This is a genomic window from Streptomyces sp. NPDC017890 (assembly GCF_044328675.1).
Lineage (GTDB): Bacteria > Actinomycetota > Actinomycetes > Streptomycetales > Streptomycetaceae > Streptomyces.
The window spans coordinates 227,712-250,622 of record NZ_JBIRHU010000005.1 but is presented as its reverse complement, the minus strand read 5'-3'; the positions used below and the strand labels follow the sequence as shown (position 1 = coordinate 250,622).

Annotated in this window: 19 protein-coding genes; 6 read left to right on the top strand and 13 right to left on the bottom strand. The window is 72.3% G+C overall.

Annotated elements, in window-relative coordinates; all coding sequences use genetic code 11:
• Positions 1 to 22 precede the first annotated feature (22 nt).
• Complete coding sequence (locus tag ACH4F2_RS09130) at positions 23 to 2,398, top strand: chitinase C-terminal domain-containing protein (RefSeq protein ID WP_398132045.1); 2,376 nt, start codon at positions 23 to 25, stop codon at positions 2,396 to 2,398.
• A gap of 136 nt (positions 2,399 to 2,534) precedes the next feature.
• Here the strand turns inward: ACH4F2_RS09130 and ACH4F2_RS09125 are convergent, their stop codons facing one another.
• Complete coding sequence (locus tag ACH4F2_RS09125) at positions 2,535 to 3,776, bottom strand: ROK family transcriptional regulator (RefSeq protein WP_398132044.1); 1,242 nt, start codon at positions 3,774 to 3,776, stop codon at positions 2,535 to 2,537.
• Positions 3,777 to 3,932: 156 nt separating this feature from the next.
• On the opposite strand from ACH4F2_RS09125, the gene ACH4F2_RS09120 reads away from it, so the two are divergent.
• Positions 3,933 to 5,144 (top strand): MFS transporter, encoded by a 1,212-nt coding sequence (locus ACH4F2_RS09120; protein WP_398132043.1) that lies wholly within the window; start codon positions 3,933 to 3,935, stop codon positions 5,142 to 5,144.
• On the opposite strand, the gene ACH4F2_RS09115 is transcribed toward ACH4F2_RS09120, so the two are convergent.
• Positions 5,104 to 5,562, bottom strand: a complete 459-nt coding sequence (locus ACH4F2_RS09115; RefSeq protein WP_398132042.1) for an acyl-CoA thioesterase — start codon at positions 5,560 to 5,562, stop codon at positions 5,104 to 5,106. The two genes, ACH4F2_RS09120 and ACH4F2_RS09115, sit on opposite strands and share 41 nt — an antisense overlap.
• A 183-nt stretch (positions 5,563 to 5,745) precedes the next feature.
• On the opposite strand from ACH4F2_RS09115, the gene ACH4F2_RS09110 reads away from it, so the two are divergent.
• Positions 5,746 to 7,158 (top strand): uracil-xanthine permease family protein, encoded by a 1,413-nt coding sequence (locus tag ACH4F2_RS09110; protein WP_398132041.1) that lies wholly within the window; start codon positions 5,746 to 5,748, stop codon positions 7,156 to 7,158.
• Here ACH4F2_RS09110 and ACH4F2_RS09105 read toward each other — a convergent pair.
• A complete protein-coding gene (locus ACH4F2_RS09105; RefSeq protein WP_398132102.1) occupies positions 7,140 to 8,288 on the bottom strand; it encodes a glycoside hydrolase family 6 protein in 1,149 nt (382 codons plus the stop codon). The two genes, ACH4F2_RS09110 and ACH4F2_RS09105, sit on opposite strands and share 19 nt — an antisense overlap.
• A 174-nt stretch (positions 8,289 to 8,462) precedes the next feature.
• Between ACH4F2_RS09105 and ACH4F2_RS09100 the strand changes: the two genes are divergently transcribed.
• Both ACH4F2_RS09100 and ACH4F2_RS09095 read left to right on the top strand, forming a co-directional pair.
• Positions 8,463 to 9,158, top strand: a complete 696-nt coding sequence (locus tag ACH4F2_RS09100) for a DUF5995 family protein (RefSeq protein WP_398132040.1) — start codon at positions 8,463 to 8,465, stop codon at positions 9,156 to 9,158.
• Between the two features lie 103 nt (positions 9,159 to 9,261).
• Positions 9,262 to 10,191 carry an LLM class F420-dependent oxidoreductase gene (locus ACH4F2_RS09095; RefSeq protein ID WP_398132039.1) on the top strand — a complete coding sequence of 310 codons (930 nt, stop codon included), beginning with the start codon at positions 9,262 to 9,264 and terminating at the stop codon, positions 10,189 to 10,191.
• An 8-nt stretch (positions 10,192 to 10,199) separates the two neighbouring features.
• On the opposite strand, the gene ACH4F2_RS09090 is transcribed toward ACH4F2_RS09095, so the two are convergent.
• The gene (locus tag ACH4F2_RS09090) at positions 10,200 to 11,897 is read right to left on the bottom strand and encodes a flavin monoamine oxidase family protein (protein ID WP_398132038.1); all 1,698 of its coding nucleotides are present in this window, start codon (positions 11,895 to 11,897) and stop codon (positions 10,200 to 10,202) included.
• A 52-nt stretch (positions 11,898 to 11,949) separates the two neighbouring features.
• On the bottom strand, positions 11,950 to 12,738 hold the full coding sequence (locus tag ACH4F2_RS09085; RefSeq protein ID WP_398132037.1) for a carbon-nitrogen hydrolase family protein: 789 nt from the start codon (positions 12,736 to 12,738) through the stop codon (positions 11,950 to 11,952).
• 440 nt (positions 12,739 to 13,178) lie between these two features.
• Here ACH4F2_RS09085 and ACH4F2_RS09080 point away from each other — a divergent pair, with 440 nt between their 5' ends.
• Positions 13,179 to 13,724: a Repetin gene (locus tag ACH4F2_RS09080; RefSeq protein ID WP_398132036.1), complete on the top strand. Its 546-nt coding sequence runs from the start codon at positions 13,179 to 13,181 to the stop codon at positions 13,722 to 13,724.
• Here the strand turns inward: ACH4F2_RS09080 and ACH4F2_RS09075 are convergent.
• From ACH4F2_RS09075 to ACH4F2_RS09040, 8 genes are all read right to left on the bottom strand, one after another.
• Positions 13,672 to 14,904 (bottom strand): MFS transporter, encoded by a 1,233-nt coding sequence (locus ACH4F2_RS09075; RefSeq protein ID WP_398132035.1) that lies wholly within the window; start codon positions 14,902 to 14,904, stop codon positions 13,672 to 13,674. The two genes, ACH4F2_RS09080 and ACH4F2_RS09075, sit on opposite strands and share 53 nt — an antisense overlap.
• Before the next feature lie 139 nt (positions 14,905 to 15,043).
• Positions 15,044 to 15,496 (bottom strand): Lrp/AsnC family transcriptional regulator, encoded by a 453-nt coding sequence (locus ACH4F2_RS09070; protein WP_398132034.1) that lies wholly within the window; start codon positions 15,494 to 15,496, stop codon positions 15,044 to 15,046.
• Positions 15,497 to 15,511: 15 nt separating this feature from the next.
• A complete protein-coding gene (locus tag ACH4F2_RS09065; protein WP_398132033.1) occupies positions 15,512 to 17,002 on the bottom strand; it encodes an amino acid permease in 1,491 nt (496 codons plus the stop codon).
• 560 nt (positions 17,003 to 17,562) lie between these two features.
• Complete coding sequence (locus ACH4F2_RS09060) at positions 17,563 to 19,005, bottom strand: GuaB1 family IMP dehydrogenase-related protein (RefSeq protein WP_398132032.1); 1,443 nt, start codon at positions 19,003 to 19,005, stop codon at positions 17,563 to 17,565.
• A 108-nt stretch (positions 19,006 to 19,113) separates the two neighbouring features.
• Positions 19,114 to 19,467, bottom strand: coding sequence for a barstar family protein (locus ACH4F2_RS09055; RefSeq protein ID WP_398132031.1), 354 nt, complete (start codon positions 19,465 to 19,467; stop codon positions 19,114 to 19,116).
• Between the two features lie 45 nt (positions 19,468 to 19,512).
• Complete coding sequence (locus tag ACH4F2_RS09050; RefSeq protein WP_003977362.1) at positions 19,513 to 20,556, bottom strand: sugar-binding transcriptional regulator; 1,044 nt, start codon at positions 20,554 to 20,556, stop codon at positions 19,513 to 19,515.
• Positions 20,557 to 20,633: 77 nt separating this feature from the next.
• Complete coding sequence (gene rpe / locus ACH4F2_RS09045) at positions 20,634 to 21,320, bottom strand: ribulose-phosphate 3-epimerase (protein ID WP_398132030.1); 687 nt, start codon at positions 21,318 to 21,320, stop codon at positions 20,634 to 20,636.
• Positions 21,321 to 21,475: 155 nt separating this feature from the next.
• Complete coding sequence (locus ACH4F2_RS09040) at positions 21,476 to 22,903, bottom strand: RsmB/NOP family class I SAM-dependent RNA methyltransferase (protein ID WP_398132029.1); 1,428 nt, start codon at positions 22,901 to 22,903, stop codon at positions 21,476 to 21,478.
• Positions 22,904 to 22,911: the final 8 nt, after the last annotated feature.

Sequence of the window (22,911 nt, the reverse complement as noted above, 5' to 3'; positions counted from 1 at the left end):
CTTCCGTGGAGAGGAACCGACTGTGCCTTCCCCGTCACGCTCCAGAACCCGCCACAGGGCGGGGCCGGCCCTGTTCGCGGCGGCCGCCGCCGTCGCCGGCCTACTGCTGGCCGGCCTCCCGGCGACCGCGTCACAAGCCGCCGACCAGGAAACCTGCCGCCCCGACGGGCTCTACCAGACCCCTGGCGTCGATGTCCCCCACTGCTCGGTCTACGACTCGGCGGGCCGGGAGAAGATGGGCGCGGACCACCCGCGTCGCGTGATCGGCTACTTCACGGGCTGGCGCACCGGCAAGGACGGCAAGCCGGCGTATCTGGCCTCGGACATCCCGTGGGACAGGATCACCCACATCAACTACGCATTCGCCCACGTCGACGGCGGCAACAAGCTCTCCGTCGGCCCGGACAGCGCGAAGAACCCGGCGACCGGCATGACGTGGCCAGGGGTGAAGGGCGCCGAGATGGACCCGGACCTGCCCTACCAGGGCCACTTCAACCAGCTGAACAAGTTCAAGAAGCAGCACCCGGACGTCAAGACGATGATCTCGGTGGGCGGCTGGGCGGAGACGGGCGGCTACTTCGCGGACGACGGCACGCGTGTGGACTCGGGCGGGTTCTACTCGATGGCCACCAACGCCGACGGCTCGGTCAACCACGCCGGCATCGACACCTTCGCGGACTCGGCGGTGGACTTCGTACGGAAGTACGGCTTCAACGGTGTCGACATCGACTACGAGTACCCGACGACGATGAAGGACGCGGGCAACCCGCTGGACTGGTCGTTCGCCAACGGCCGCCGGGCCGGACTGGTCAAGGGCTACGCGGCCCTGATGAAGACGCTGCGCGAGAAGCTCGACCGCGCGGGCGCCACGGACGGGAAGCACTACCTCCTCTCCGTCGCCGCGCCGTCCTCCGGGTACCTGCTGCGCGGCATGGAGACCTTCCAGGTCCAGAAGTACCTGGACTACGTCAACATCATGTCCTACGACCTGCACGGCGCCTGGAACGAGTACGCCGGCCCGAACGCCTCCCTCTTCGACGACGGCAAGGACGCCGAGCTGGCCGCCGCGGGCGTCTACGGCAGTGCCCAGTACGGCGGCATCGGCTACCTCAACACCGACTGGGCCTACCACTACTTCCGCGGCTCCATGCCGGCCGGCCGCATCAACATCGGCCTGCCGTACTACACCCGCGGCCACAAGAACGTCCAGGGCGGAACCGACGGCCTGTGGGGCAAGGCGTCCGCCTCCTCCTGCCCGGCGGGCTCCGGCCTGACCAAGTGCGGTGACGGCGCCGTCGGCATCGACAACCTCTGGCACGACCTCGACGCCGACGGCAAGGAGTCCCCGGCGGGCTCCAACCCGATGTGGCACGCCAAGAACCTCGAGAAGGGCATCGTCGGCGACTACGTCACCGACTACGGCTTCCCGGCGGACACGAAGCTGACGGGCACCTATGCCCGCAAGTACGACTCGACGCTGGTCGCGCCCTGGCTGTGGAACGCCGAGAAGAAGGTCTTCCTCTCCACCGAGGACGAGCAGTCGGTCAGGGCCAAGGCCGACTACGTGGTGGACCGCGGCATCGGCGGCGCGATGATCTGGGAGCTGGCCGGCGATTACGGCTGGAACGCCACCAAGGGCCAGTACGAGAGGGGCGACACCCTCACCACGCTGATGTACGACACGTTCAGGTCGGCCGCGCCGTACGGCGCGAAGAAGTCGAACGCGGACCTGCCGGCGGAGGCCGTGAACGTGGACGTGGAGTTCACGGACTACAAGCTGGGCGACTCCAACTATCCGATCACGCCCAAGCTGCGGATCACCAACAACACGAAGACCGCGCTGCCGGGCGGTACGGAGTTCCAGTTCGACTACGCGACCTCGGCCCCGGGGAACGCCTCCGACCAGTCCGGTTTCGGCACCAAGGTCATCAGCAGCGACCACACGGGTGGCAACACGGGCGGCCTGAAGGGTGACTTCCACCGGGTGTCGCTGAAGCTGCCGGCGTGGCAGTCGCTGGCGCCGGGCGCGACCGTCGACCTGTCGTTCAACTACTACCTGCCCGTGTCGACCCCGTCGAACTGGACGGTGACGATCGGCGGCAAGGCGTACGCCCTGGCCGGCGACCTCGCACGGGGCACGACCGTGGTGGACCCGGGGACGCAGACACCGACCCCCACCCCGACGCCCACGGGCACGGAGACCCCCCGCCCGAGCCCGAGTCCGACGGACGGCACCGGTCAGTGCGCGGCCCCGGCCTGGGAAGCGGCCACGGCGTACGGCACCGGCGTCACGGTCTCCCACGAGGGGCACTCGTGGAAGTCCAAGTGGTGGACGAAGGGCGAGGAACCCGGCACCACCGGTGAATGGGGCGTCTGGCAGGACCTCGGCGCCTGCTGACCCCGACGAGACCGGCCCGGCGGCGGTGACGAAGGCCCTTGCCCGCCGCCGGGCCACCCAAGGCGCCGGCCCGACCACCCCGGAGGCGCCACCGCCACCGCCACCGCCGCGGAAGTGGCGTCGAACGCCCCGCCGGTCACCGCTCCGGCGGGGCGAACAGCTCGTCCTGGGCACGGTCGCGGGCGGTCAGCAGCGCCCCGCGCAGCACGGCGCCGCCGCCCAGCGTGCTGGGCCGTACCTCCGTGGCGAGCGGCGACATCCGGGTGAGGCGGTGCTGGACACGGGCGGCGAGCGTGCCGGCGCCGGCCCGGCCTACCTCGCCGGCCAGCACCAGACAGCCGGGGTCCAGGACGGATACGACGGCGGCGGCCCCGAGGGCGACCCGGTCGGCGAGCTCGTCGAGGAACCGCACCGCGTCCGCGTCCGCGTCCGCGTCCGCGTCCGCGTCCGGGGCAGGATGCCGGCTCCGGGACGCCTGCGACCGGCGTACCGCCTCCCGTACCAGCGCTGCGGCGTGCGGCTCGGCCCCCTCGGGCGTTGCCGTCACGCCGTGCCGCGCCGCCAGGGCGTTCACCGCGGCAGCCCCGGCCACGGAATGGAAGCCGCCGTCGCAGTCGGTGGCCGACGGCAGGCCCGGGGTGCCCGGCACCGGCAGGAAGCCGATCTCGCCCGCGCCCCCGGAGACACCCCGCCGCAGCGTGCCGTCGAGAACGACCGCGGCGCCGATGCCGAGGCCGAGCCAGAGCAGGACGAACGTGTCCCGGTCCCGGGCCGCCCCGTCGCGCTGCTCGGCCAGGGCGGCGAGGTTGGTCTCGTTCTCCACGCCGATGCGTGCCTCGGGGAACTTCTCCTGCAACGCGGCCATCAGCCGGCGATGCCATTCGGGCAGTCCTGTGGAATCGCGCAGCTCCCCACTGACCGGGTCGATCAGGCCGGGCGCGCCGATGCCGACGCTGTGCAGCCGGTCGGCCCCGGCCTCCTTCGCCGCGCGCTCGACCAGGCCCACCGCCTGTTCCACGGCGGGGCCCGTCCCGGTGTCGTCGCCGATCGGCACGGACGCCTCGGCGAGCACCCGGCCGAGCAGGTCGGACACCAGCACGGCGACGCCCCCGGTGCGTACGTCGAGGGCGGCGAGGTGGGCGCGTTCGGCGACGATGCCGTACAGCTTGGCGTTCGGCCCGCGGCGCTGCTCGCCCGACTCCCCCGCCACCTCGATCAGGCCGGAGGCGGTGAGGCGTTCGACGAGGTCGGCCACGGTGGGCCGGGACAGGCCGGTCAGGTTCTTCAGCTGCCCTGCCGTCAACGGGCCTTCCTGCTGGAGCAGATGCAGGGCGAGCCGGTCGTTGATGGCCCGGGCGGTGCTCGGGGATGCGGGCATGCCGGGATCCTTCCAGATCGGCGGCGCGGAGGCCCACGCCGAGAATCCCCTATCTATCAGGCAGGGTTCCTGATAGTTTACCCGGCGCAGTGAGCGCGGTGAGCTCAGTGACGCCAGGCAGTCGAGCCGGTGCAGACCCGACGGAGGGGCCCGAGAATGAGCGCAGTGGTCTACGAGCAACGCACGGTGAGGCGCGCCCGGTATGCCGTGGCGGCCGTGTTCGCCGTGCACGGCGCCGTCACCGGATCGTTCGCGACGCGCGTCCCGTGGATCCAGGACCATGCGGGAGTGAGCGCGGGCCAGTTGGGTCTGGCGCTCGCGTTCCCGGCGCTCGGCGCGTCGCTGGCCATGCCGCTGGCGGGCAGCGTCAGTCACCGCTTCGGCGCCCGCACCGCGCTGCGCGGTCTGCTGGCCCTGTGGACGCTGGCGCTGGTCCTGCCCTCCCTCGCCCCGAACCTGCTCACCCTCTGCCTCGCCCTGTTCGTCTACGGCGCCACGGCGGGCATGTCGGACGTGGCGATGAACGCGCTCGGCGTCGAGATCGAGAACCGGCTCGACAAGTCGATCATGTCCGGACTGCACGGCATGTGGAGCGCGGGCGCCCTGGTCGGCTCGGCGGCCGGCACGCTCGCCGCCCATCTGGGTGCGGACGCCCGGCTGCACCACGTCCTGGCCGCCGCGGCGCTGACGGCAGCGGGCCTGGTGGCCTGCACCTGGGTGCTGGACCTCCAGCCCGCCGAGGACGAGGACCCGCCGCCGAGGTTCGCGCTGCCGCCGAGGTCGGCGCTGCTGATCGGCGCGGTCGGGTTCTGCGCGGTGTTCGCGGAGGGCGCGAGCCTGGACTGGTCGGCGGTCTACCTGCGGGACCAGCTGGAGGCCTCGGCCGGTCTGGCGGCGGCGTGCACGACGGGCTTCACGCTGACCATGGCCCTGGCCCGGTTCGCCGGTGACAAGGTGGTGGACCGGTTCGGCGCGGTGCGCACGGTCCGGGTGAGCGGTGTGCTGGCCACCCTCGGCGGTCTGCTCATCGTCCTCGGGGGCCATCCGGCGGTGGCGATGACCGGCTTCGCACTGATGGGCCTCGGCATAGCCGTCGTCATCCCGCTGTGCTTCGCCGCGGCCGGCCGCGCCGGCTCCAACCCGAGCCTGGCCATCGCGGGCGTCGCCACCATCACGTACACCTCCGGTCTGGTCGCCCCGAGCGCGATCGGCGGTCTGGCCCAGGTGACCAGCCTGGTGGTGTCGTTCGGTCTGGTGACCGCGCTGGCCTGCTGCCTGGTGGTGTTCGCGAAGGTGCTGCGCGCCGGGGACCGGGACCGCCCGAAGATCAGTCCGTCGAACGCAGGAGTGCCCGACCGGCAGTCCTGAAGGCGTCGCTCCACGGCGCCGGGCGCAGCGTCTCAGAATCCAGCCGGACCAGCACCCGGGTGCCGCGGGCGTACGTGGTGGCGCCGTCCGCCGAGCAGAAGCGGAAGCCGTACGTCAGCCCGGTCGTGCCGAGCCGGTCCAGCCAGAGGTGGACGGCGTAGGCTCCCGGCCGGGTGACCGGGGCGTCGTAGGTGATCGTCAGTTCCTTGACGGCGTTGCAGGCGTCGCCGGCCGCCGCCCAGTCGCCCTCGAACCGGAAGCCGTGCTCGGTCCACAGCTCGGCCCAGGCCCGTTCGACCATCACCGGGTACCGGGCGTTGTGCAGCAGGCCGAGCGCGTCCAGGTCGTCGAAGTGGACGGTGACGGGGACGAGCCGGCCGTAGGAGAGAAGGGGCGCGGCGGGGGCTTCGGCGGTCACGGGCGGGCTCCAGGTCTTGCTCGGTCGTGCTCACGTACGGCGGATCGCCTCCATCCTAAGCGAACGCTCAGCAGCGGCGGCCGGGAAGGTGCTGGTCAGCGGGGGGTGCGGGACGTGGGACCGTCCGGTACCCCTGACAATGGTCCGGACAGTCCTCACGTACAGAGAAAGCGAAACCTCACCATGGACCTCGGCGTGCGCTGGAAGCTGCACGGTGACGGGCGCACGCCCGCACCCGGAGCGGTGGTCCGCCCCGACGAACGGCTCTCGTGGCCCCGCACGGCCGGGCTGGGCGCCCAGCACGTGGTGGCCATGTTCGGGGCGTCCTTCGTGGCCCCGGTCCTGATGGGCCTGGACCCCAACCTCGCGATCATGATGTCGGGCGTGGCGACCGTCATCTTCCTGCTCGCCACCCGCGGCCGGGTGCCCAGCTACCTCGGCTGCTCGCTCTCCTTCGTCGGCGTCGCCGCGGTGATCCGGGCGCAGGGCGGCACCAGCGCCACGGTGACCGGTGCGGTCCTGGTCGTCGGGGCCGCGCTGTTCCTGGTGGGACTGGCCGTGCAACGGTTCGGGGCGCGGATCATCCACGCCGCGATGCCGCCGGTCGTCACCGGCGCGGTGGTGATGCTGATCGGCTTCAACCTCGCCCCCGTCACCGCGTCCACCTACTGGCCGCAGGACCAGTGGACGGCGTTGCTGGTGATGCTGTTCACCGGTCTGGCCGTGGTGTGCCTGCGCGGCTTCTGGTCCCGGATCGCGATCTTCCTGGGGCTGGTCTTCGGCTACGCGCTCTCCTGGGTACTCGACCGGATCTTCGGGCAGATCCACTCGGTGGACGGCAGCGGCAAGCTCACCGACCACTGGCGGCTGGACCTGTCCGCCGTGGGCCAGGCCGACTGGATCGGGCTGCCGTCCTTCCACGGGCCGAGTTTCGAGTGGTCCGCGATCCTGGTCGCCCTGCCGGTCGTCATCGCGCTGGTCGCGGAGAACGCCGGGCACGTCAAGGCGGTCGGCGAGATGACCGGCGACAACCTCGACGACAAGCTCGGCACGGCGATCTCCGCGGACGGCGTCGGCTCGATGCTGTCCACCGCGGTCGGCGGCCCGCCGAACACGACGTACTCCGAGAACATCGGCGTGATGGCCGCGACCCGGGTCTACTCGACGGCCGCCTACTGGGCCGCCGCCGGCTTCGCCCTCCTCTTCGGCCTCTGCCCGAAGTTCGGCGCGGTCGTGGCCGCGATCCCCGGTGGTGTCCTCGGCGGCATCACGGTCATCCTCTACGGCATGATCGGTCTGCTCGGCGCCCAGATCTGGATCAACGCCAAGGTGGACCTGCGCAATCCGCTGAACCTGGTGCCGGCCGCCGCGGGCATCATCATCGGCGTCGGCAACGTCAGCATGGAGTTCACCGACACCTTCTCCCTCAGCGGCATCGCGCTCGGCACCGTGGTCGTCATCACCGGCTACCACGCGCTGCGGGCCTTCGCCCCGGCCCACCTCAAGACGCAGGCGCCGCTGCTGGACGAGGGCACGTCGTCGTACGACGAGAAGGGCGAGGACGGCGGCGACGGGGCTCAGCGCGCCAAGTCGTAGGCGTAGGACGGCGTGAACGTGCCCGGCTTCCCCTTGCAGCCGTCCGACTCCCCGGGCAGCTTGACCCACAGGTAGGCGTCGACGCGCCCCATGCCGGTGCTCAGGGTCGGTGTGCGCCCGATCCTGCGGTCGGCCGGGTCGCACCACTCGCCGTCGGCCGGGGCGCCGTTGCCGTTGCGGCTGGTGTCGATGACGGCGCCCAGGCCGGCGGGGCCGCCGAGGGCGTCGAGGACCGCGCGGTCGTAGGCGACCTCGTCGGCGGTGGTGTGGAAGTTGGAGACGTTGCTGAAGATGCCGTCGGAGGAGTCGGCCGAGGCGGCGCCCGCCTGCTTCAGCCAGCCCGCCTGCTTGGCGGGCGCGTGCCAGCCGGAGTGGCCCGCGTCGAAGTAGACCCGGGCTCGGGGGTTGGCGTCCTTCAGCACCCGGCCGGCGCGGGCCAGGGAGGCGAAGCGGTCGGCGCGCTCACCGGCGGACATGCACTCGGCCTGGGCGACAGAGTCGGGCTCCAGGACGATGATGACGTCACCCGTGCCGAGCCCGGCGGCGAAGCGGTCGATCCAGTCGTCGTACGCGTCGAGGTCGGGCGCCCCGCCCTGGGAGTGACCGCCGCAGTCGCGGTCGGGTATCGCGTACGGCACGACGACCGGCACCCGGCCCGCTTCGGCACCGCCCGAGGTGACGGCGCGGACCCGGGAGGTGATCGTCCCGGGCGTGTAGTCGGCGAACCACACGGCGGCCGGGTGATCGGCTATCCGGGACTGGATGAGGTCCTGGCGCGGGTCGTCGGGGTGGGCCCGGACCCAGTCGAGGACCTGGGACTCGGGGTGCCGGTAGAGCCGGGTGGAGGCCGGGGTCGTCGTCCGGGGCTCCCTCTCCTCGGACTTCTCGGACTTCTCCGGCCTCTTCTTCGGTACGGGGCTCCGGCTCGCCTTCCTCGCCGGGGCGGAGGGCGAGGCGGAGACGGACGGTGACGCCGACGACGGGGGCGGTACGACGGGCAGGGACTGCAGCCGCGGCGACCGCGTCACCTCCGGACGGGCCTCGCCCACACCGCCGCCGTCGTCACCGAGCGCGGACAGCATGCCGGTCACGGTGCCCACCGCGACCACGACGGACGCCGCCGCGACCATCGCGCTGCGGCGGGCGGCACGCCTGCGCTCGGCCCTGCGAGCGGCCAGGCGCCGGGCACGAAGGCCTGACACGTGTGGTTCCCCCTCCCCCGCACGGCGGGCGCGTTCCCCCGTTCTGGGGAAGCGTCGGGCCCGCCGGCACTCCCGCCAGCCTAAAGCTGCGACGCTGCCGCCATGGCGCACAGCGAACAAGTCACGGCGGCCGTCCAAACGGTGGACACGGTCCTTTCCCGGATGCGCGCCCTCGACACGATGCTGCCCGCCCGGGACGGGGTGGCGGTGTTCAACCGCGTCTACCTGACCGTCACCGAGACCGTCGACCGGCACATCGACAGCGGTCGTTTCACGGACTCCAGGGCTGCGATCGCGCTGGACGTGCGGTTCGCGGAGCGCTATCTGGCCGCCGTCGACGCGCCGGGCGACGAGCACCGTCCGCCCGCGTGCTGGCGCCCCCTGTTCCAGTTCCGCCGCCATCCCGGTGTACGGCCGTTGCAGTTCGCGCTGGCGGGCATCAACGCGCACATCGGCCACGATCTCGCGCTGGCCGTGGTGGACACCTGTCGTACGCTCGGCTGCGAACCCGTCGACCTGGAGGACGAGTTCGACTGGGTGGGTGATCTCCTCGTGTCGCTGGAGGAGCGCATCCGCGACGAGCTGATGCCGGGTCCCGACCTCCTGCGGATCACCGACCCGCTGACCCACCTGCTCGGCTCCTGGAGCCTGGAGCGCGCCCGCGACGCCGCCTGGGCGACGGCCCGCGCGCTGTGGGCGCTGCGCCGGCTGCCCGACGTCGCCGGGGAGTTCACCGAGCGGCTGGACGCGGCGGTGGGCTTCTCCGGCCGCATGCTGCTCACACCGCTGCCGGACTGACCGGCCGGATGTTCCCGGTCCGCGCTCCCGGAACTGCCGCGCGGTCGTTGTACGTTGAAGCCCAGGGCAACATCGCACCTCGACTGCGAAGGAGCACCCGGACATGACGACCCGGCTCGGTCTCGGCCTCCCCCAGATGCGGCAGTACGACCTCGGCAAGGACGTCCCCGACGTGGCCCGCGCGGCGGAACGGATGGGCTACGAGAGCCTGTGGGTCTTCGAGCGGGCCCTGTTCCCCGAGCCCGCCACCCAGGGCGTGTACGGCATCGAGGGCCGGCCCTGGCCGGACGAGTACCGGGACGTGGCGGAGCCGCTGGTCACCCTGACCCTCGCCGCGGCGGCCACCGAACGGGCGGAGCTGGGCACCAGCGTCCTGATCGCCCCGCTGCACCTGCCCTTCCGGCTCGCGAAGGCGCTGGCCTCCTTGGACGCGGCGAGCGGTGGCCGGGTCGTCGCCGGCTTCGGCACGGGCTGGTCCCACGACGAGTACGCGGCGGCGTCGGTGCGGCCGTTCGCCGAGCGCGGCCGGGCCCTGGACGAGCTGATCGGGGTGTGCCGCGCGGTCTGGGGGCCTGACCCGGTCGTGTACGAGGGCGAGGTCACGAGGATCGCGTCCGCCGTGGTCGGCCCCAAGCCCGCCCGGCCGATCCCGGTCATGCTGGCGGCGAGCAGCGACAGGGCCCGGCGCCGGCTGGTCGACCACGCCGACGGCTGGCTGCCGAACGGCGTCGGCGTCGAGGTCGTGGCCGAACAGTGGCGGCGGCTGCGCGACCTGGCCGACGAACGCGGCCGTACCGAGCCGATCCGTACGGTGCTGCGGATCAACGCCCGCTATCGCGCGTCGGCCCACGAGGGCGCCCGCCGCCGCCCCTTCCACGGCGGCGTCGACCGGATCGTCGAGGATCTCGCCGCGCACGCCGAGATCGGCCTCGACGAGATCCTCATCGACCTCCAGGGCTCCGTGCGGGACGCCGAGGAGCTGAAGGACGTGGCCGCCGAGGTGTACGAGAAGGCTCGCGCGGCCGGGGTCTGACGGACGGGTCAGTCCTCGGGGAGCTCGACCGGTGCGATCTCGTCGTAGACGTCACCCGGGCCGGGATTGGTCGCGTCGGTCTCGCCGCCGAAGTGGTGCATGACGCCCCAGACCGCGTTCAGGGCGGTCTGGACGGCGCCCTCGGCCCAGCCCGCGGTCCAGGAGATGTCGTCGCCGGCGAGGAAGATGCCCCGCTTGTCCGCGGGCAGCTCCTCCTGCATGAAGTGCGTGAACAGGCGCCGCTGGTAGCGGTAGTGACCGGGGAGGTTGGCTTTGAACGCGCCCATGAAGTAGGGCTCGTTCTCCCAGGAGACCGTCACCGGGTTGCCGATGATGTGCTTCCTGATGTCGACCTTCGGGTAGATCTCGCCGAGCGACTTCAGCATGACCTCCATCCGCTCGTTCGCGGACAGCGGCAGCCACTTGAGGCTGTCGTCGCACCAGGTGTAGGAGAGGCAGATGACGGCGGGCTTGTCGGGGCCGTCGTCGAGGAGGTAGGTGCCGCGGGTCATGCGGTCGGTGAGCGTCATCGACATGACGTCCCGCCCGGTGTCCTCGTCCTTGTCCAGCCAGAAGGGCCGGTCCACCGGCACGAAGAGCTTGGAGCTCTCCATGTAGTGGGTCCGCTCGATCGCGGTCCAGTGGTCGATCGGGAAGAGCGAGTCGTCGCACGCGATCTTCGAGAGCAGCATCCAGGACTGTGCGGTGAAGATCGCCGCCTGGTAGGTGCGGATGTCGCCGTCGGCGTCGGTCACGGTGATGCGGTTGCCGGCGGTGCGGGTGAGACGGGTCACGGCCGGGCGCGGGTCGCCGCCCACGTGCAGGGACTTCAGCGAGGTGCCGTACGGCCAGTGGACGATCTTCTCCGGCTCGCGCTCCCAGAGCCTCAGCGGCAGTTGCTGGGAGCCGCCGACGATTCCGCGGTGGTGGTCGTCGGCCTCGGTGTAGACGACCCGGAGGATCTCCAGGATGGAGTTGGGGAAGTCGGTGTCCCAGCCGCCGGTGCCGAAGCCGACCTGGCCGAAGATCTCGCGGTGCCGGAAGGACCTGAAGGCCTCGGAGTCGCAGAGGAAGCCGTAGAAGGTCTGGTTGTCGAGCTTCTCCACGAGCTTCGCCCAGATCTCACGGATGCGCGGGACGTCGCGCTCGCGCAGGGCGCGGTTCATGCCGGAGAAGTCGGCGCCCTCTTCGAGGCACTTCGCCCATGCGTCGGCGACGTCACGGTAGACCTGGGGCAGGTCGTCGAGGGTCTCGGCGTAGTGCGACTCGCCCTTGAGGTCGACGACGGTCGAGGGCGTCGCCTCGGCGAGGGGGTTGGGGAACGAGCGGGTCTGAAGTCCCACCAGGTCGATGTAGTGCTGAAGGGCGGTGGAGGAGGGCGGGAAGCGCATGGCGCCCATCTCGGCGGTCAGGGCGGGGTCGCACCCGTCGAAGCCGACGGTGCGCAGCCGCCCGCCGATCCGGTCGGCCTCGTAGACGACGGGTTTGAGGCCCATCTTCATCAGCTCGTAGGCGGCGACGATGCCGGACAGGCCGCCGCCGATGACGGCGACCTCGGTGCCGTGTTGGGTCGCGGGTATCTGGCCGAGGCCCGCGGGGTGGGCGAGGAAGTCGTCGTACGCGTACGGGAAGTCCGGCCCGAACATGGTGATCGGCGGCTGCTGCTCGTCTGCGTGCTCGATCGCGTTCGGCACGGTGGACGTCATGGGGTACGGACTCCTTGCACAGGTGGAACGGGGGGGGCGTGGCGGTGGGGGGTCAGGCGAGGGAGCCGTAGAGGCCGGGGCGGCGGTCCTTCAGATACGGGTTGGTCTCGCGGGACGCGGCGAGGAAGGCGGGGTCGACGTCGGCGAGGACCAGTTCCTCGGCACGCCCGGCCCGGACGCGGGCGGTGCCGTCGGGGCCGGCGAGGGTGGAGAGCCCGACGAACTCGAACTCGCCCTCCTGGCCGACGCGGTTGACGTACGCCACGTACATCTGGTTCTCGAAGGCCCGCACCGGCACGACGGACTCGGCGACGAACTGGAACGGGTGCATCTGCGCGGTGGGGACGAGCAGCAGGTCGGTGCCGGCCAGCGCGTGCGCGCGGACGTTCTCCGGGAACTCCACGTCGTAGCAGATCATCAGGCCGACGGTCACCCCGTCGAGTTCCGCCTGGACGACCGGCTGCTCGCCGGGCGTGAAGTGGTCGCGCTCGAAGCAGCCGAAGAGGTGGGTCTTGCGGTAGCCGGCGAGGCGGGTGCCGTCGGCGGAGATCAGCTGGACGGAGTTGTGGACGCTCTCGCCGTCCCGTTCCGGGTAGCCGTACGCGACGGCGAGCCCGTGCCGGCCGGCGATCTCGGCGACGGCGTCGGCCGAGTCGCCGTCGGCGGGCTCGGCGAGGACTCCGATGTCGTCGCCGATCGCGTATCCGGTCAGGAACAGCTCGGCGGTGACGAGCAGCCCGGCGCCCGCCGCGGCGGCCCGGCCCGCGGCCTCGTCGAGGACCTTGAGGTTCTCGGCGGGGGAGCCGGGCCGGCCGGAGCTCTGGAGCAGGGCGGTGCGCATGCGTGTTCCTCACCGGTGGGACGGGGTCGGGGGTCAGATAGACGGTACGGTCGGCGACCCGGCCGGACAAGAAGCACCTGTTGCGCGCCTGTGGGCGGATCGTTGCGTCCGCGGCGCGTCTGCCGGTGATTCGTTGTCCGTCCGCTCCCGCCCCGGCCCGGACGGTCCGCCGCCGAACGGGGCCGGGCCGTGTACGCGGCACGGAGCGGGCCGGGCGACGGTCGGTGAGCCGGTGTCGGCGCCCGCTCGCCACCCGGCGATTCGTCGCGCGCCCGCGCCCCGGGTCGTACGCCCGGCTCCGCCCCGGGAGGCAGGCACGCGTGCCCTCCCCCCGCCGTGCGGCGGAGGGCGTTCCCTTCCCGGGCGCGATGTGGCGGGGGCGCGGCGCCGGAACAGTGGTGACCGTTCGAGTTCACCGGCTTCCGCCCACGGAGGACACCATGAAACGCCGTACGACGACCGCCGCACTCTGTGCCGCACTGCTGCTCACCGCCGTCACCACCGGCGCCGCCGTCGCCTCCGGGCCGCACGAGGAGCGACCCGCGTCAGAGGCCGCGGCGCTCACCGGCAGCGCCAAGCTGTACCGGACCGCCGGGGACGACATCACCTTCACCTTCGACGCCCACCTGGCGGCCGAGGACAGCGACGATCCGCTCCGGGCCACCGGCACGTTCGAGTTCAGCCACTACGTCAACGGCAGGGGTGCCCGGGCGAAGGCCGACGTCGACTGCCTGCTGACCGGCGGTGACGTGGCCGTCGTCTCCGGCGTCATCACCGACTCCGACCTGCCCGGTGCCGAGGGCAGGCGGGTCGGCGTCACGGTCCACGACCGCGGCCGCCACGACCGGCTCGGCTACAGCTGGGCCGCGACGGGCAGCGCCGCGCAGGGCGGGGAGCTGCCCCGGTGCGTGAGTTCGGCGCCCTACGAGAAGGTCAGGAAGGGGACCGGCGACTTCGAGGTCGTGCCCTGGCAGCCGCCGCTGTAGGACGGGCGACGGTGGCCAGCAGCAGGGCTGTCAGCAGGTACGGCACCGCGGACCAGGCGAACGCGGCGCCGTGCCCCGTCACCGTGGCCGCCGCCGCGTAGGCGCCGTAGGTGGCGAGGGTGCCCAGTTCCGTGCCGAGGCCCGCGACCGAGGTCAGCGTGGCCCGTCCGGCGGCGTCGATACGCCGCTGGAGGCGCGCGTCGGCCAGCACGGTGGCCAGCTGGAAGCCGCCGAAGGCCAGCGCGACCAGGACCAGGGCGGCCGGGGTGCCCGCCGCGGCGCCGATCGCCAGGGCGAGCGCGGAGCCCGCGAGCAGGGCGGCGAACCCTCTGGTGGTCAGGCGTTCGGCCGCGCCGGCGAGCAGGCTGCCGGCCGTGGCGCCGGCCCAGATCACCAGCAGCAGCCAGGGAACGGTCCGGTGCGCGACGCCGGTGTCCCGCACCAGCAGCGGCGTGTACTCGTCGAGCGCGCCCCACACCGCCGTCACGGCCGGCACGAGCAGCAGCGCGCCGCGCACGGAGCGGTCGGCACGGGCCTCGGCGAGTCCGGCGCGCAGCGTCGCGGTCCAGCCGTCGCCGCCGGCGGACGGTTCGCGGTGCTCGGGGAACCGTGTCGCCACGGCGGCACCGGCCAGGCAGACCAGCACGCTCGCCGCGCCCACCGCCCCGTAGCCGCCCCGGTCGAACACCGGACCGGCCAGGCCCATCGCGGTCATCGTCGCGGCGATCCCGATCGCCCGCGCCCGGCCCATGACGCGGGCGTACCGGTCTGCCGCGCCGGCCCGGTCCAGTTCGTCGTGGACCAGCGCCTCCAGCGCCCCCGAGCCGAGCGCTCCGCCGGCTCCCCACAGCACGAAGCCGAGAGCGAAGGCGCCGTAGGAGGGCACGAGCACCCACAGGGCGAAGCCGGCCGCGGTGAGCAGCGGGCCGATCACCAGCAGCCGCCGCCGGGAGACGGCGTCGGCCCAGACGCCGGAGGGCACCTCCAGAAGCACACTGGTCGACGACCACAGGGCGAACAGGGAGGAGATCTGCCAGACCGACAGACCGGTGTCGCTGAACAGCAGCGCGTACACCGGGTAGAGCAGGACGAAGTCGTCGCAGAACGCGGAGGCGTACAGCGTGCGCGTCAGCCGCCGGGTACCGGCGGTGGCGGGGGCACGCTCGGGTGAGAGAGTCATGAGGCCTTCCCGAGGGGGCGGATCGGACACCGGGGGTACGGCGTCCGAGGCGGTCCTCGGGAGGAGGCACGGCTGGTGGATCAATGTCGCCAGGTCATGGCACCGATGCTAGCGGCGCGGCGCGCCCCCGGCCCACCGATTACGCGGGCGACCCCGACGAATAGCGGCGCAGCAGCGGCGAGAGCACCAGCACGGACTTGGTCCGCTCCACGAACGGCTCTCCGGCGATGCGCTCCAGGACCCGTTCGAAGTGCCGCATGTCGGAGGCGAAGACCTGGGCGACCGCGTCCGCGTCCCCGGTGACGGTGGACGCGGCCACGATCTCCTGGTAGCGCTCCAGGCCCCGCTGGATGGTCTCCGGCGAGGTGTTGCGGCGGCAGAAGATCTCGACGAACCCCTCGGTCTCCCAGCCGAGTGCGGCGGGATCGACCCGTACGGTGAAGCCGGTGATGGCTCCGGTGGCGCGCAGCCGGTCCACGCGCCGTTTCACGGCGGGCGCGGACAGGCCGACCGACTGCCCGATGTCCGCGTAGGAGCGGCGGGCGTCCTCGGCGAGGGCGTGCACGATGCGTTCGTCGAGATCGTTCAGCACTGCGGGTGGTTCACTTCACTTCTGGTGCGTCCGGGCTTCTGAGCTGTCCGGCGTGGCGAGCCGGGAACGGCGATGGCCGTATACGAAGTAGAACACGAGCCCGACCGCCATCCAGACACCGAAGACCACCCAGGTGACGGTGGACAGGCTGCCCATCATCCAGACGCAGAAGGCGAAGCCCAGCGCCGGCAGGACCGGCGACAGCGGCACCCGGAAGGTGCGGCGCATGTCCGGGCGGGTCCGGCGCAGCACCACGACGGCCACGTTGACCAGGGCGAAGGCGAAGAGGGTGCCGATGCTGGTGGCGTCGGCGAGCTGTCCGAGCGGGATGGCGGCGGCGAGGACGCCGCAGAACAGGGAGACGATCAGCGTGTTGGCGCGGGGCGCGCCGGTCTTCGGGTGGACCCGGGAGAACACCTTGGGCACGAGCCCGTCGCGGGACATGGCGAACAGGACGCGGGTCTGGCCGTAGAGCACGGTGAGGACGACGCTGGCGATGGCGACGACCGCGCAGAACGCCAGCAGGGTGCCCCAGAAGTCCTGACCGGTGACGTCGGTCATGATCCGGGCGAGGGAGGCCTCGGAGTCGGTGAAGTTCCGCCAGGGCTTGGCGCCGACGGCGACGGCCGCCACGAGGACGTACAGCACCGTGACGATGACGAGGGAGAGCATGATGGCGCGGGGCAGGTCGCGCTGGGCGTTCTTCGCCTCCTCACCGGCGGTGGAGGCGGCGTCGAAGCCGATGTACGAGAAGAAGAGCGTCGCGCCGGCCGCGCTGACCCCGGCCATGCCGAGCGGCATGAAGTTCTCATAGTTGCCGGAGCGGAAGCCCTGCACGCCGATCGCGCAGAACAGCACCAGTGCGGCGATCTTGACGACGACCATGACGGTGTTGGCCCGGGCGGACTCGCGGGCGCCGCCCAGCAGGAAGGTCATGGCGAGGAGCACCACGATCAGCGCGGGCAGGTTGAAGACGCCGCCGTCGCCGGGCGGGGCGGACAGGGCGGCCGGGATGGTGACGCCGATGGTGCCGTCGAGGAGTTCGTTGAGGTACTCGCCCCAGCCGACGGCGACGGCGGCCACCGACACGCCGTACTCCAGGACCAGGCACCAGCCGCAGACCCAGGCGACCAGCTCGCCCATCGTCGCGTAGGCGTACGAGTAGGAGGATCCGGCGACCGGGATGGTGCCCGCCAGCTCGGCGTAGGAGAGGGCCGAGAAGAGTGCCGTCAGGCCGGCGATGACGAAGGAGAGCGTGACGGCCGGGCCGGCCTTGGGGACGGCTTCGCCGAGGACGACGAAGATGCCGGTGCCGAGGGTGGCGCCGATGCTGATCATCGTCAGCTGCCACAGGCCCAGGGAGCGACGGAGGGTGCCGCCTTCGCCCTGGCCGCCCTCGGCGACCAGGCGTTCGACGGGCTTGCGGCGCATGAGGCGCGCGGCCAGGCCCGGGGACGTGGGGGTGGCCGGTGCGTGGTGGTGCGAGGGTGCGCCTGGGTCGAGCACGCGTTGACTCCTTTGTCGCTGCCGTTCGCCGCCGGTGGTGAGCGGGCGGGCTCCCGGCGGGCTTCTCTGGAGCAGCGGGTACCGGCGACGTTCCTCGCGGAAGCGGGAACCCACCGAGCGGGGTACCCGCCACGCCACGTACAGCGCAGAACACTACGAGCGGGGCGGTGTCCCCGTAATGCAGCAACCTTGCGCGTGTCCGCACGATCGTTGCGTTCACCGGGACCGGGCGCGCATTCGTTGCGCAGAGGCTGCGCAGCGTTGCGTACGGGGCCACAGGGCGGCGGATCGGCCCTGGTCAGCGACTGTCCGCCTCGCCCGCGACGGCTCGTGCCTCGACTGCCTCCGCCGCGTCGGACCCGATCTCTGCGGCCGGTCCCGGCGGCTTCCCGGGCCTCGGTCCGGCGCGCAGGCGCTTCCCCGGCCTGTCCGCTTGCCGGTCCCCGGTGCGGCCGCGGTCCGTGGCCGGCAGGCGCCGGCCCCCCGAGCACACGAGGACGGCCCCCGGCCTCCCCACGCGGGGAGGTCAGGGGGCCGTTCGTACGGGCTCGGGTGCGCGCTCAGCTCCAGCTGGCGTGCAGCGGCTTGCCCTCGGCGTAGCCGGCGGCGCTCTGGATGCCGACGACGGCCTTCTCGGCGAACTCCTCCAGGGAGGCGGCACCGGCGTAGGTGCAGGAGGAGCGGACGCCCGCGATGATCGAGTCGATGAGGTCCTCGACGCCCGGGCGGGTCGGGTCGAGGAACATCCGGGAGGTGGAGATGCCCTCCTCGAACAGCGCCTTGCGGGCCCGGTCGTAGGCCGACTCCTCGGAGGTGCGGTTGCGCACCGCGCGCGCGGAGGCCATGCCGAACGACTCCTTGTAGGGGCGGCCGTTGGCGTCGTGCTGGAGGTCGCCCGGGGACTCGTACGTGCCCGCGAACCAGGAGCCGACCATCACGTTGGAGGCGCCGGCCGCGAGGGCCATCGCCACGTCGCGCGGGTGGCGGATGCCGCCGTCGGCCCACACGTGCTTGCCGTACTTCTTCGCCTCGGCGGCGCACTCCAGGACCGCGGAGAACTGCGGCCGGCCGACGCCGGTCATCATGCGGGTGGTGCACATGGCACCGGGTCCGACGCCGACCTTGATGATGTCGGCGCCCGCCTCGATCAGGTCGCGCACGCCCTCGGCGGAGACGATGTTGCCCGCGACGATCGGGACCTGCGGGTCGAGGTCGCGCACCACCTTGACGGCGCTGATCATCGACTCCTGGTGACCGTGCGCGGTGTCGATGACGAGGGTGTCCACGCCCGCGTCCAGCAATTGCTTGGCCTTGCCCGCCACGTCGCCGTTGATACCGACGGCGGCGGCGATGCGGAGCCTGCCGTTCGCGTCGGTCGCCGGGGTGTACAGCGTGGCGCGCAGGGCGCCCTTGCGGGTCAGGATGCCGGCGAGGCGGCCGTCCCTGTCGACGGCGGGCGCGTAGCGGCGGTTGGCGGCGTCGAGGGTGTTGAAGGCCTCGCGCGGGTCCATGTCCGCGTCGATGAGGATCAGGTCCTTGGACATGACCTCTTCGAGCTGGGTGAAGCGGTCCACGCCGCTCAGGTCGGCGTCGGTGACCACGCCGACCGGCTTGTGGTCCTCGTCGACGACGACGCCGGCGTCGTGCGCGCGCTTGGGCAGCAGGGACAGCGCGTCGGCGACGGTCTGGTGCGGGGCCAGCACGATGGGGGTGTCCAGGACGTGGTGACGGCTCTTCACCCAGGAGACGACGTCGGTGACGACCTCGATCGGGATGTCCTGCGGGATGACCACGAGGCCGCCGCGCCGGGCCACCGTCTCGGCCATGCGGCGCCCCGCGATGGCGGTCATGTTGGCGACGACGAGCGGGATGGTGGTGCCCGTGCCGTCCGGGGAGCCGAGGTCCACGCCCTGCCGGGAGCCCACGGCGGAGCGGCTCGGCACCATGAACACGTCGTCGTACGTCAGGTCGTACGAGGGCTGGATGTCATTCAGGAAACGCACGTGCTGCACATCCCAGTCGATCAGAGGTGGCCCCCGGACAGGTCAGCCAGGGGGAAAGAGCACGTACTTCATTCTCCCATGGCCGATGGCCGGTTACCCCCGGGCAGATCATCCAGGCTGGTCAGCCTCCTGCTTGGAGGATCCTCCAGGGCCGAGGGTCACGAAGAGCCCCGGACCGCGGTCCGTCGCCTCGGCGAAGACCTCCTCGGCGACGGCCCACTCGTCCGGCCGCTCCCGCGCGTACGCGCCCCATCCCCGTACGACGAGCAGCAGCCCTTGGTCCGCCGCGCCCTCGGGCCAGACGGAGGGGTCGGCGAGGGAGTCGGCGAGCGCGTCCCAGTTGCGGCCGAACCAGTCGGGCAGCGCCAGGTCACGGGCGCAGCGGTCCATCAGGCCCGCCTTGTCCGTGACCCCGTCGAGGTCCAGCGTGACCACGAGCCGCCCCGCGGGGTCCTCGGTCATGTCGCACTCTTCTCCCTCTCCCGCCCCCGGTCGTCCGATGAGCCGTCAGATACCGTCCGGGTCGGTCCTGTTGAGCGTCGACTTCGGCGCCGAGCCCACCGTCATCAGGTAGTCCGCGGCCGACGTGTCCGTCACCAGGCTGGTGACCAGCCCGGAGCGCAGCACCGCGTCGATGGCCGCCGCCTTGCGCTGCCCGCCCGCGATCGCCACGACCTCGGGGATACGGCGGAGCTGGTCGGCCTTGACCGTGATGCACCGCTCCCCCAGGTCCCGCCCGACCCGGCGCCCCTCGGCGTCGAAGAGGTGCGCGGACATCTCGGCGGCGACACCGAGCGAGGCGTAGTGCGCGCGCTCCTCGTCGCTGAGCATGTCGTGCACCGTCGAGATGCCCGGCTCCCAGGAGCCGATGGAGACGCAGGCGACCGTGACCTTGTCGAAGTACTCGAAGGCCCGGGCGATCCCGGTCTGGTGGCGCAGCGCCTGCGCGGTCGCCGCGTCCGGCAGCAGCATCGGCGCGTAGATGGGGTGGGCGTCGCCACCCGACACCTGGGCGGCGCGGCGTACGGCCTCCACCGAGCCGCGCTCGGCGGTCCCGGCGTCGTACACGCCCGTCAGCTGAACCACCGTGCACGGCGGCAGCCGGTCGAGCGCCGCCGCCATGTGGATGGTGGACCGGCCCCAGGCCAGGCCCAGTACGTCACCCTCGTTGACCAGCTCGCCGAGCAGGTCGGCGGCCACCTCTCCCAGGTTCTCCGGGTCGGGTGTCTCCTCGGCGTCGGCCGGGGACTCCACCACGACGGCGTGCCTGAGGCCGTAGCGGGCCCGCAGGGCGTCCGAGCGCTCGGCGTCCAGCTCGGCCGGCACCCGGATCTCGATTCGGACAAGGTCCCGCTCGAGTGCGGTCTCAAGGACCCGGGCCACCTTGAAGCGGCTGACGCCGAACTCCTCCGCGATCTGGATCTTGGACTTGCCCTCGAGGTAGAAGCGGCGGGCCATGGCCGCCGCCTGGACCAGCTCAGCGGGTCCCATCCGCATGGCTGAACGGCCCGCCGACATACCCGACACGGCGATCTCCTCACTGCTGTTCACACTCTGGATTCGCCGTTCATCCTTGCAGATTCGGCGCACTTGATCAGCCCTGATGGGAGCCGTTCACGTTCTGTTCCTCAGTGGTCGCACGCCCAGGACGCCTTGGCGGTCGCCGACTCGGCCTGCGTGCGCAGTGCACGTACCGCCTCGGCCGGGTCGGATGCCCCGTACACGGCGGAACCCGCGACGAAGACGTCCGCGCCGGCGTCGGCGCACTGCTCGATCGTCGATGCCGACACCCCGCCGTCGACCTGGAGCCACAGCTCCAGACCGTGCTTCTTGATCAGCTCACGGGTGCGCCGGATCTTCGGGAGCATGATGTCGAGGAACGCCTGCCCGCCGAAGCCCGGTTCAACCGTCATGATCAGCAGCATGTCGAGCTCGGGGAGGAGATCCTCGTACGGCTCGATGGGCGTCGCGGGCCGCAGCGCCATGGACGCGCGGGCACCCTTGGCCCTGATCTCCCGTGCGAGCCGCACCGGCGCGGCGGCCGCCTCGACGTGGAAGGTGACGGAACCGGCGCCCGCCTCGACGTACTGGGGCGCCCAGCGGTCGGGGGCCTCGATCATCAGGTGGCAGTCCAGCGGGGTGTCCGTCGCCCGGGCCAGGGACTCCACGACCGGCACGCCGAGGGTGAGGTTCGGGACGAAGTGGTTGTCCATGACGTCGACGTGGAGCCAGTCGGCTCCCTCGACCGCCTTGGCCTCGTCCGCGAGGCGGGCGAAGTCGGCGGACAGGATGCTGGGGTTGATCTGCGCGGCCATGCCCCCAAGACTGCCATGCCCACCGGGGGCGAGTGGCATCGGTCCCGAGGGGCGGTATCCGTTCCCGAGGGCACGCGGTCGGGTCACGTGCGTCGCGGGTGCGGGTCAGCGGGGGCCGGCCGCCCGTCGCGCGGGTCCGCGGCAGCGGGCGCCCGTCACGCGGTCCGGCGGACGAGTGCCAGATACATGGCGTCGGTTCCGTGCAGATGCGGCCACAGCTGTACGTCGGGGCCCTCGCCCAGGTCCGGTACGCCGGGCAGCAGCGGCCGGGCATCAGTCAGTTCGGCACCGGGGAACTGCTTGAGCACGTCGGCGACGACGGCCCGGGTCTCTGCGAGGTGCGGCGAGCAGGTCGCGTAGCCGACGACACCACCGATCCGTACGGCCTCCAGGGCGCTGCGCAGCAGTCCCCGCTGGAGCGGGGCGAAGCCGTCGAGGTCCTGCGGACGGCGCCGCCAGCGTGCCTCGGGGCGGCGGCGCAGGGCGCCGAGCCCGGTGCACGGAACGTCGACCAGGACGCGGTCGAAGCTGCCGGGCCGCCACGCCGGGCGGGTCCCGTCGGCCGCGATCACCTGGTACGGCCCCGGATTCCCGTCCAGCGCCTTGGCCACGAGACCGGCCCGGTGCGGCTGCTTCTCGGAGGCGAGCAGGAAGGCGCCCCGCTCGGCGGCCAGCGCGCCGAGGAGCGCGGCCTTGCCGCCCGGCCCGGCACATCCGTCCAGCCAGCGCCGGTCCGGCCCGTCCAGGGGCGCGTTGGCGAGGGCGAGCGCGACGAGCTGGCTGCCCTCGTCCTGCACGCCGGCCCGGTTCTCCCGTACGGCCCGGACGGCCCCGGGCTCGCCTCCCTCGCTCAGTCGCACGGCGTACGACGACCAGCGCCCCGGTACGGCGGCCTCCTCGTCCAGCAGTTCGTCGGCCGTGGCCCGTCCGGGGCGGGCGACCAGGGTGACCTCGGGCCGCTCGTTGTCCGCGGCCAGCAGTTCCTCGATACCGGCCCGGCCGCCGCCGAGCGAGTCCCACAGCGCGGAGACGACCCAGCGCGGGTGCGAGTGCACGACGGCGAGGTGGTCCTCGGGGTCCTCGTCGTAGGGCGGGGCGACCCGCTCCAGCCATCCGTCGAGATCGTCCCGCGCCACCTTGCGCAGCACGGCGTTGACGAACTTGGCCCGCCCGTCGCCGAGCACCACGCGCGCCAGCTCCACGGAGGCGGACACGGCGGCGTGGCTGGGGATCCGGGTGCCGAGCAGCTGGTGGACGCCGAGGCTGAGCACGTCCAGCACCGGCGGGTCGACCTCACCCAGCGGCCGGTCGACGCAGTCGGCGATGATCGCGTCGTACGTGCCCTGCCGGCGCAGCGTCCCGTACACCAGCTCGGTCGCGAGGGCCGCGTCCCGGGCGTCGAACTTCTCGGGCCCCTCCTTCTCCCGGGCCTTGCGCAGCAGCGGCGGCAGGACGAGGTTGGCGTACGCGTCCCGCTCGTCCACGGCCCTGAGCGCCTCGAAGGCGAGGAAGCGGACGGGGTCCTTCTGGGGCCTGCGGTAGGGCTTGCCGGGTTTACGGGGACGACGAGGCTGATCGCTCACGAAAAAGG

Excerpts from the sequence above, each read along its gene's own strand:
- ACH4F2_RS09125 (WP_398132044.1), bottom strand. The coding sequence starts at position 3,776 with ATGCCCGCATCCCCGAGCACCGCCCGGGCCATCAACGACCGGCTCGCC.
- ACH4F2_RS09120 (WP_398132043.1), top strand. The coding sequence starts at position 3,933 with ATGAGCGCAGTGGTCTACGAGCAACGCACGGTGAGGCGCGCCCGGTAT.
- ACH4F2_RS09110 (WP_398132041.1), top strand. The coding sequence starts at position 5,746 with ATGGACCTCGGCGTGCGCTGGAAGCTGCACGGTGACGGGCGCACGCCC.
- ACH4F2_RS09105 (WP_398132102.1), bottom strand. The coding sequence starts at position 8,288 with ATGGTCGCGGCGGCGTCCGTCGTGGTCGCGGTGGGCACCGTGACCGGC.
- ACH4F2_RS09100 (WP_398132040.1), top strand. The coding sequence starts at position 8,463 with ATGGCGCACAGCGAACAAGTCACGGCGGCCGTCCAAACGGTGGACACG.
- ACH4F2_RS09095 (WP_398132039.1), top strand. The coding sequence starts at position 9,262 with ATGACGACCCGGCTCGGTCTCGGCCTCCCCCAGATGCGGCAGTACGAC.
- ACH4F2_RS09090 (WP_398132038.1), bottom strand. The coding sequence starts at position 11,897 with ATGACGTCCACCGTGCCGAACGCGATCGAGCACGCAGACGAGCAGCAG.
- ACH4F2_RS09085 (WP_398132037.1), bottom strand. The coding sequence starts at position 12,738 with ATGCGCACCGCCCTGCTCCAGAGCTCCGGCCGGCCCGGCTCCCCCGCC.
- ACH4F2_RS09080 (WP_398132036.1), top strand. The coding sequence starts at position 13,179 with ATGAAACGCCGTACGACGACCGCCGCACTCTGTGCCGCACTGCTGCTC.
- ACH4F2_RS09075 (WP_398132035.1), bottom strand. The coding sequence starts at position 14,904 with ATGACTCTCTCACCCGAGCGTGCCCCCGCCACCGCCGGTACCCGGCGG.
- ACH4F2_RS09055 (WP_398132031.1), bottom strand. The coding sequence starts at position 19,467 with ATGACCGAGGACCCCGCGGGGCGGCTCGTGGTCACGCTGGACCTCGAC.
- rpe (WP_398132030.1), bottom strand. The coding sequence starts at position 21,320 with ATGGCCGCGCAGATCAACCCCAGCATCCTGTCCGCCGACTTCGCCCGC.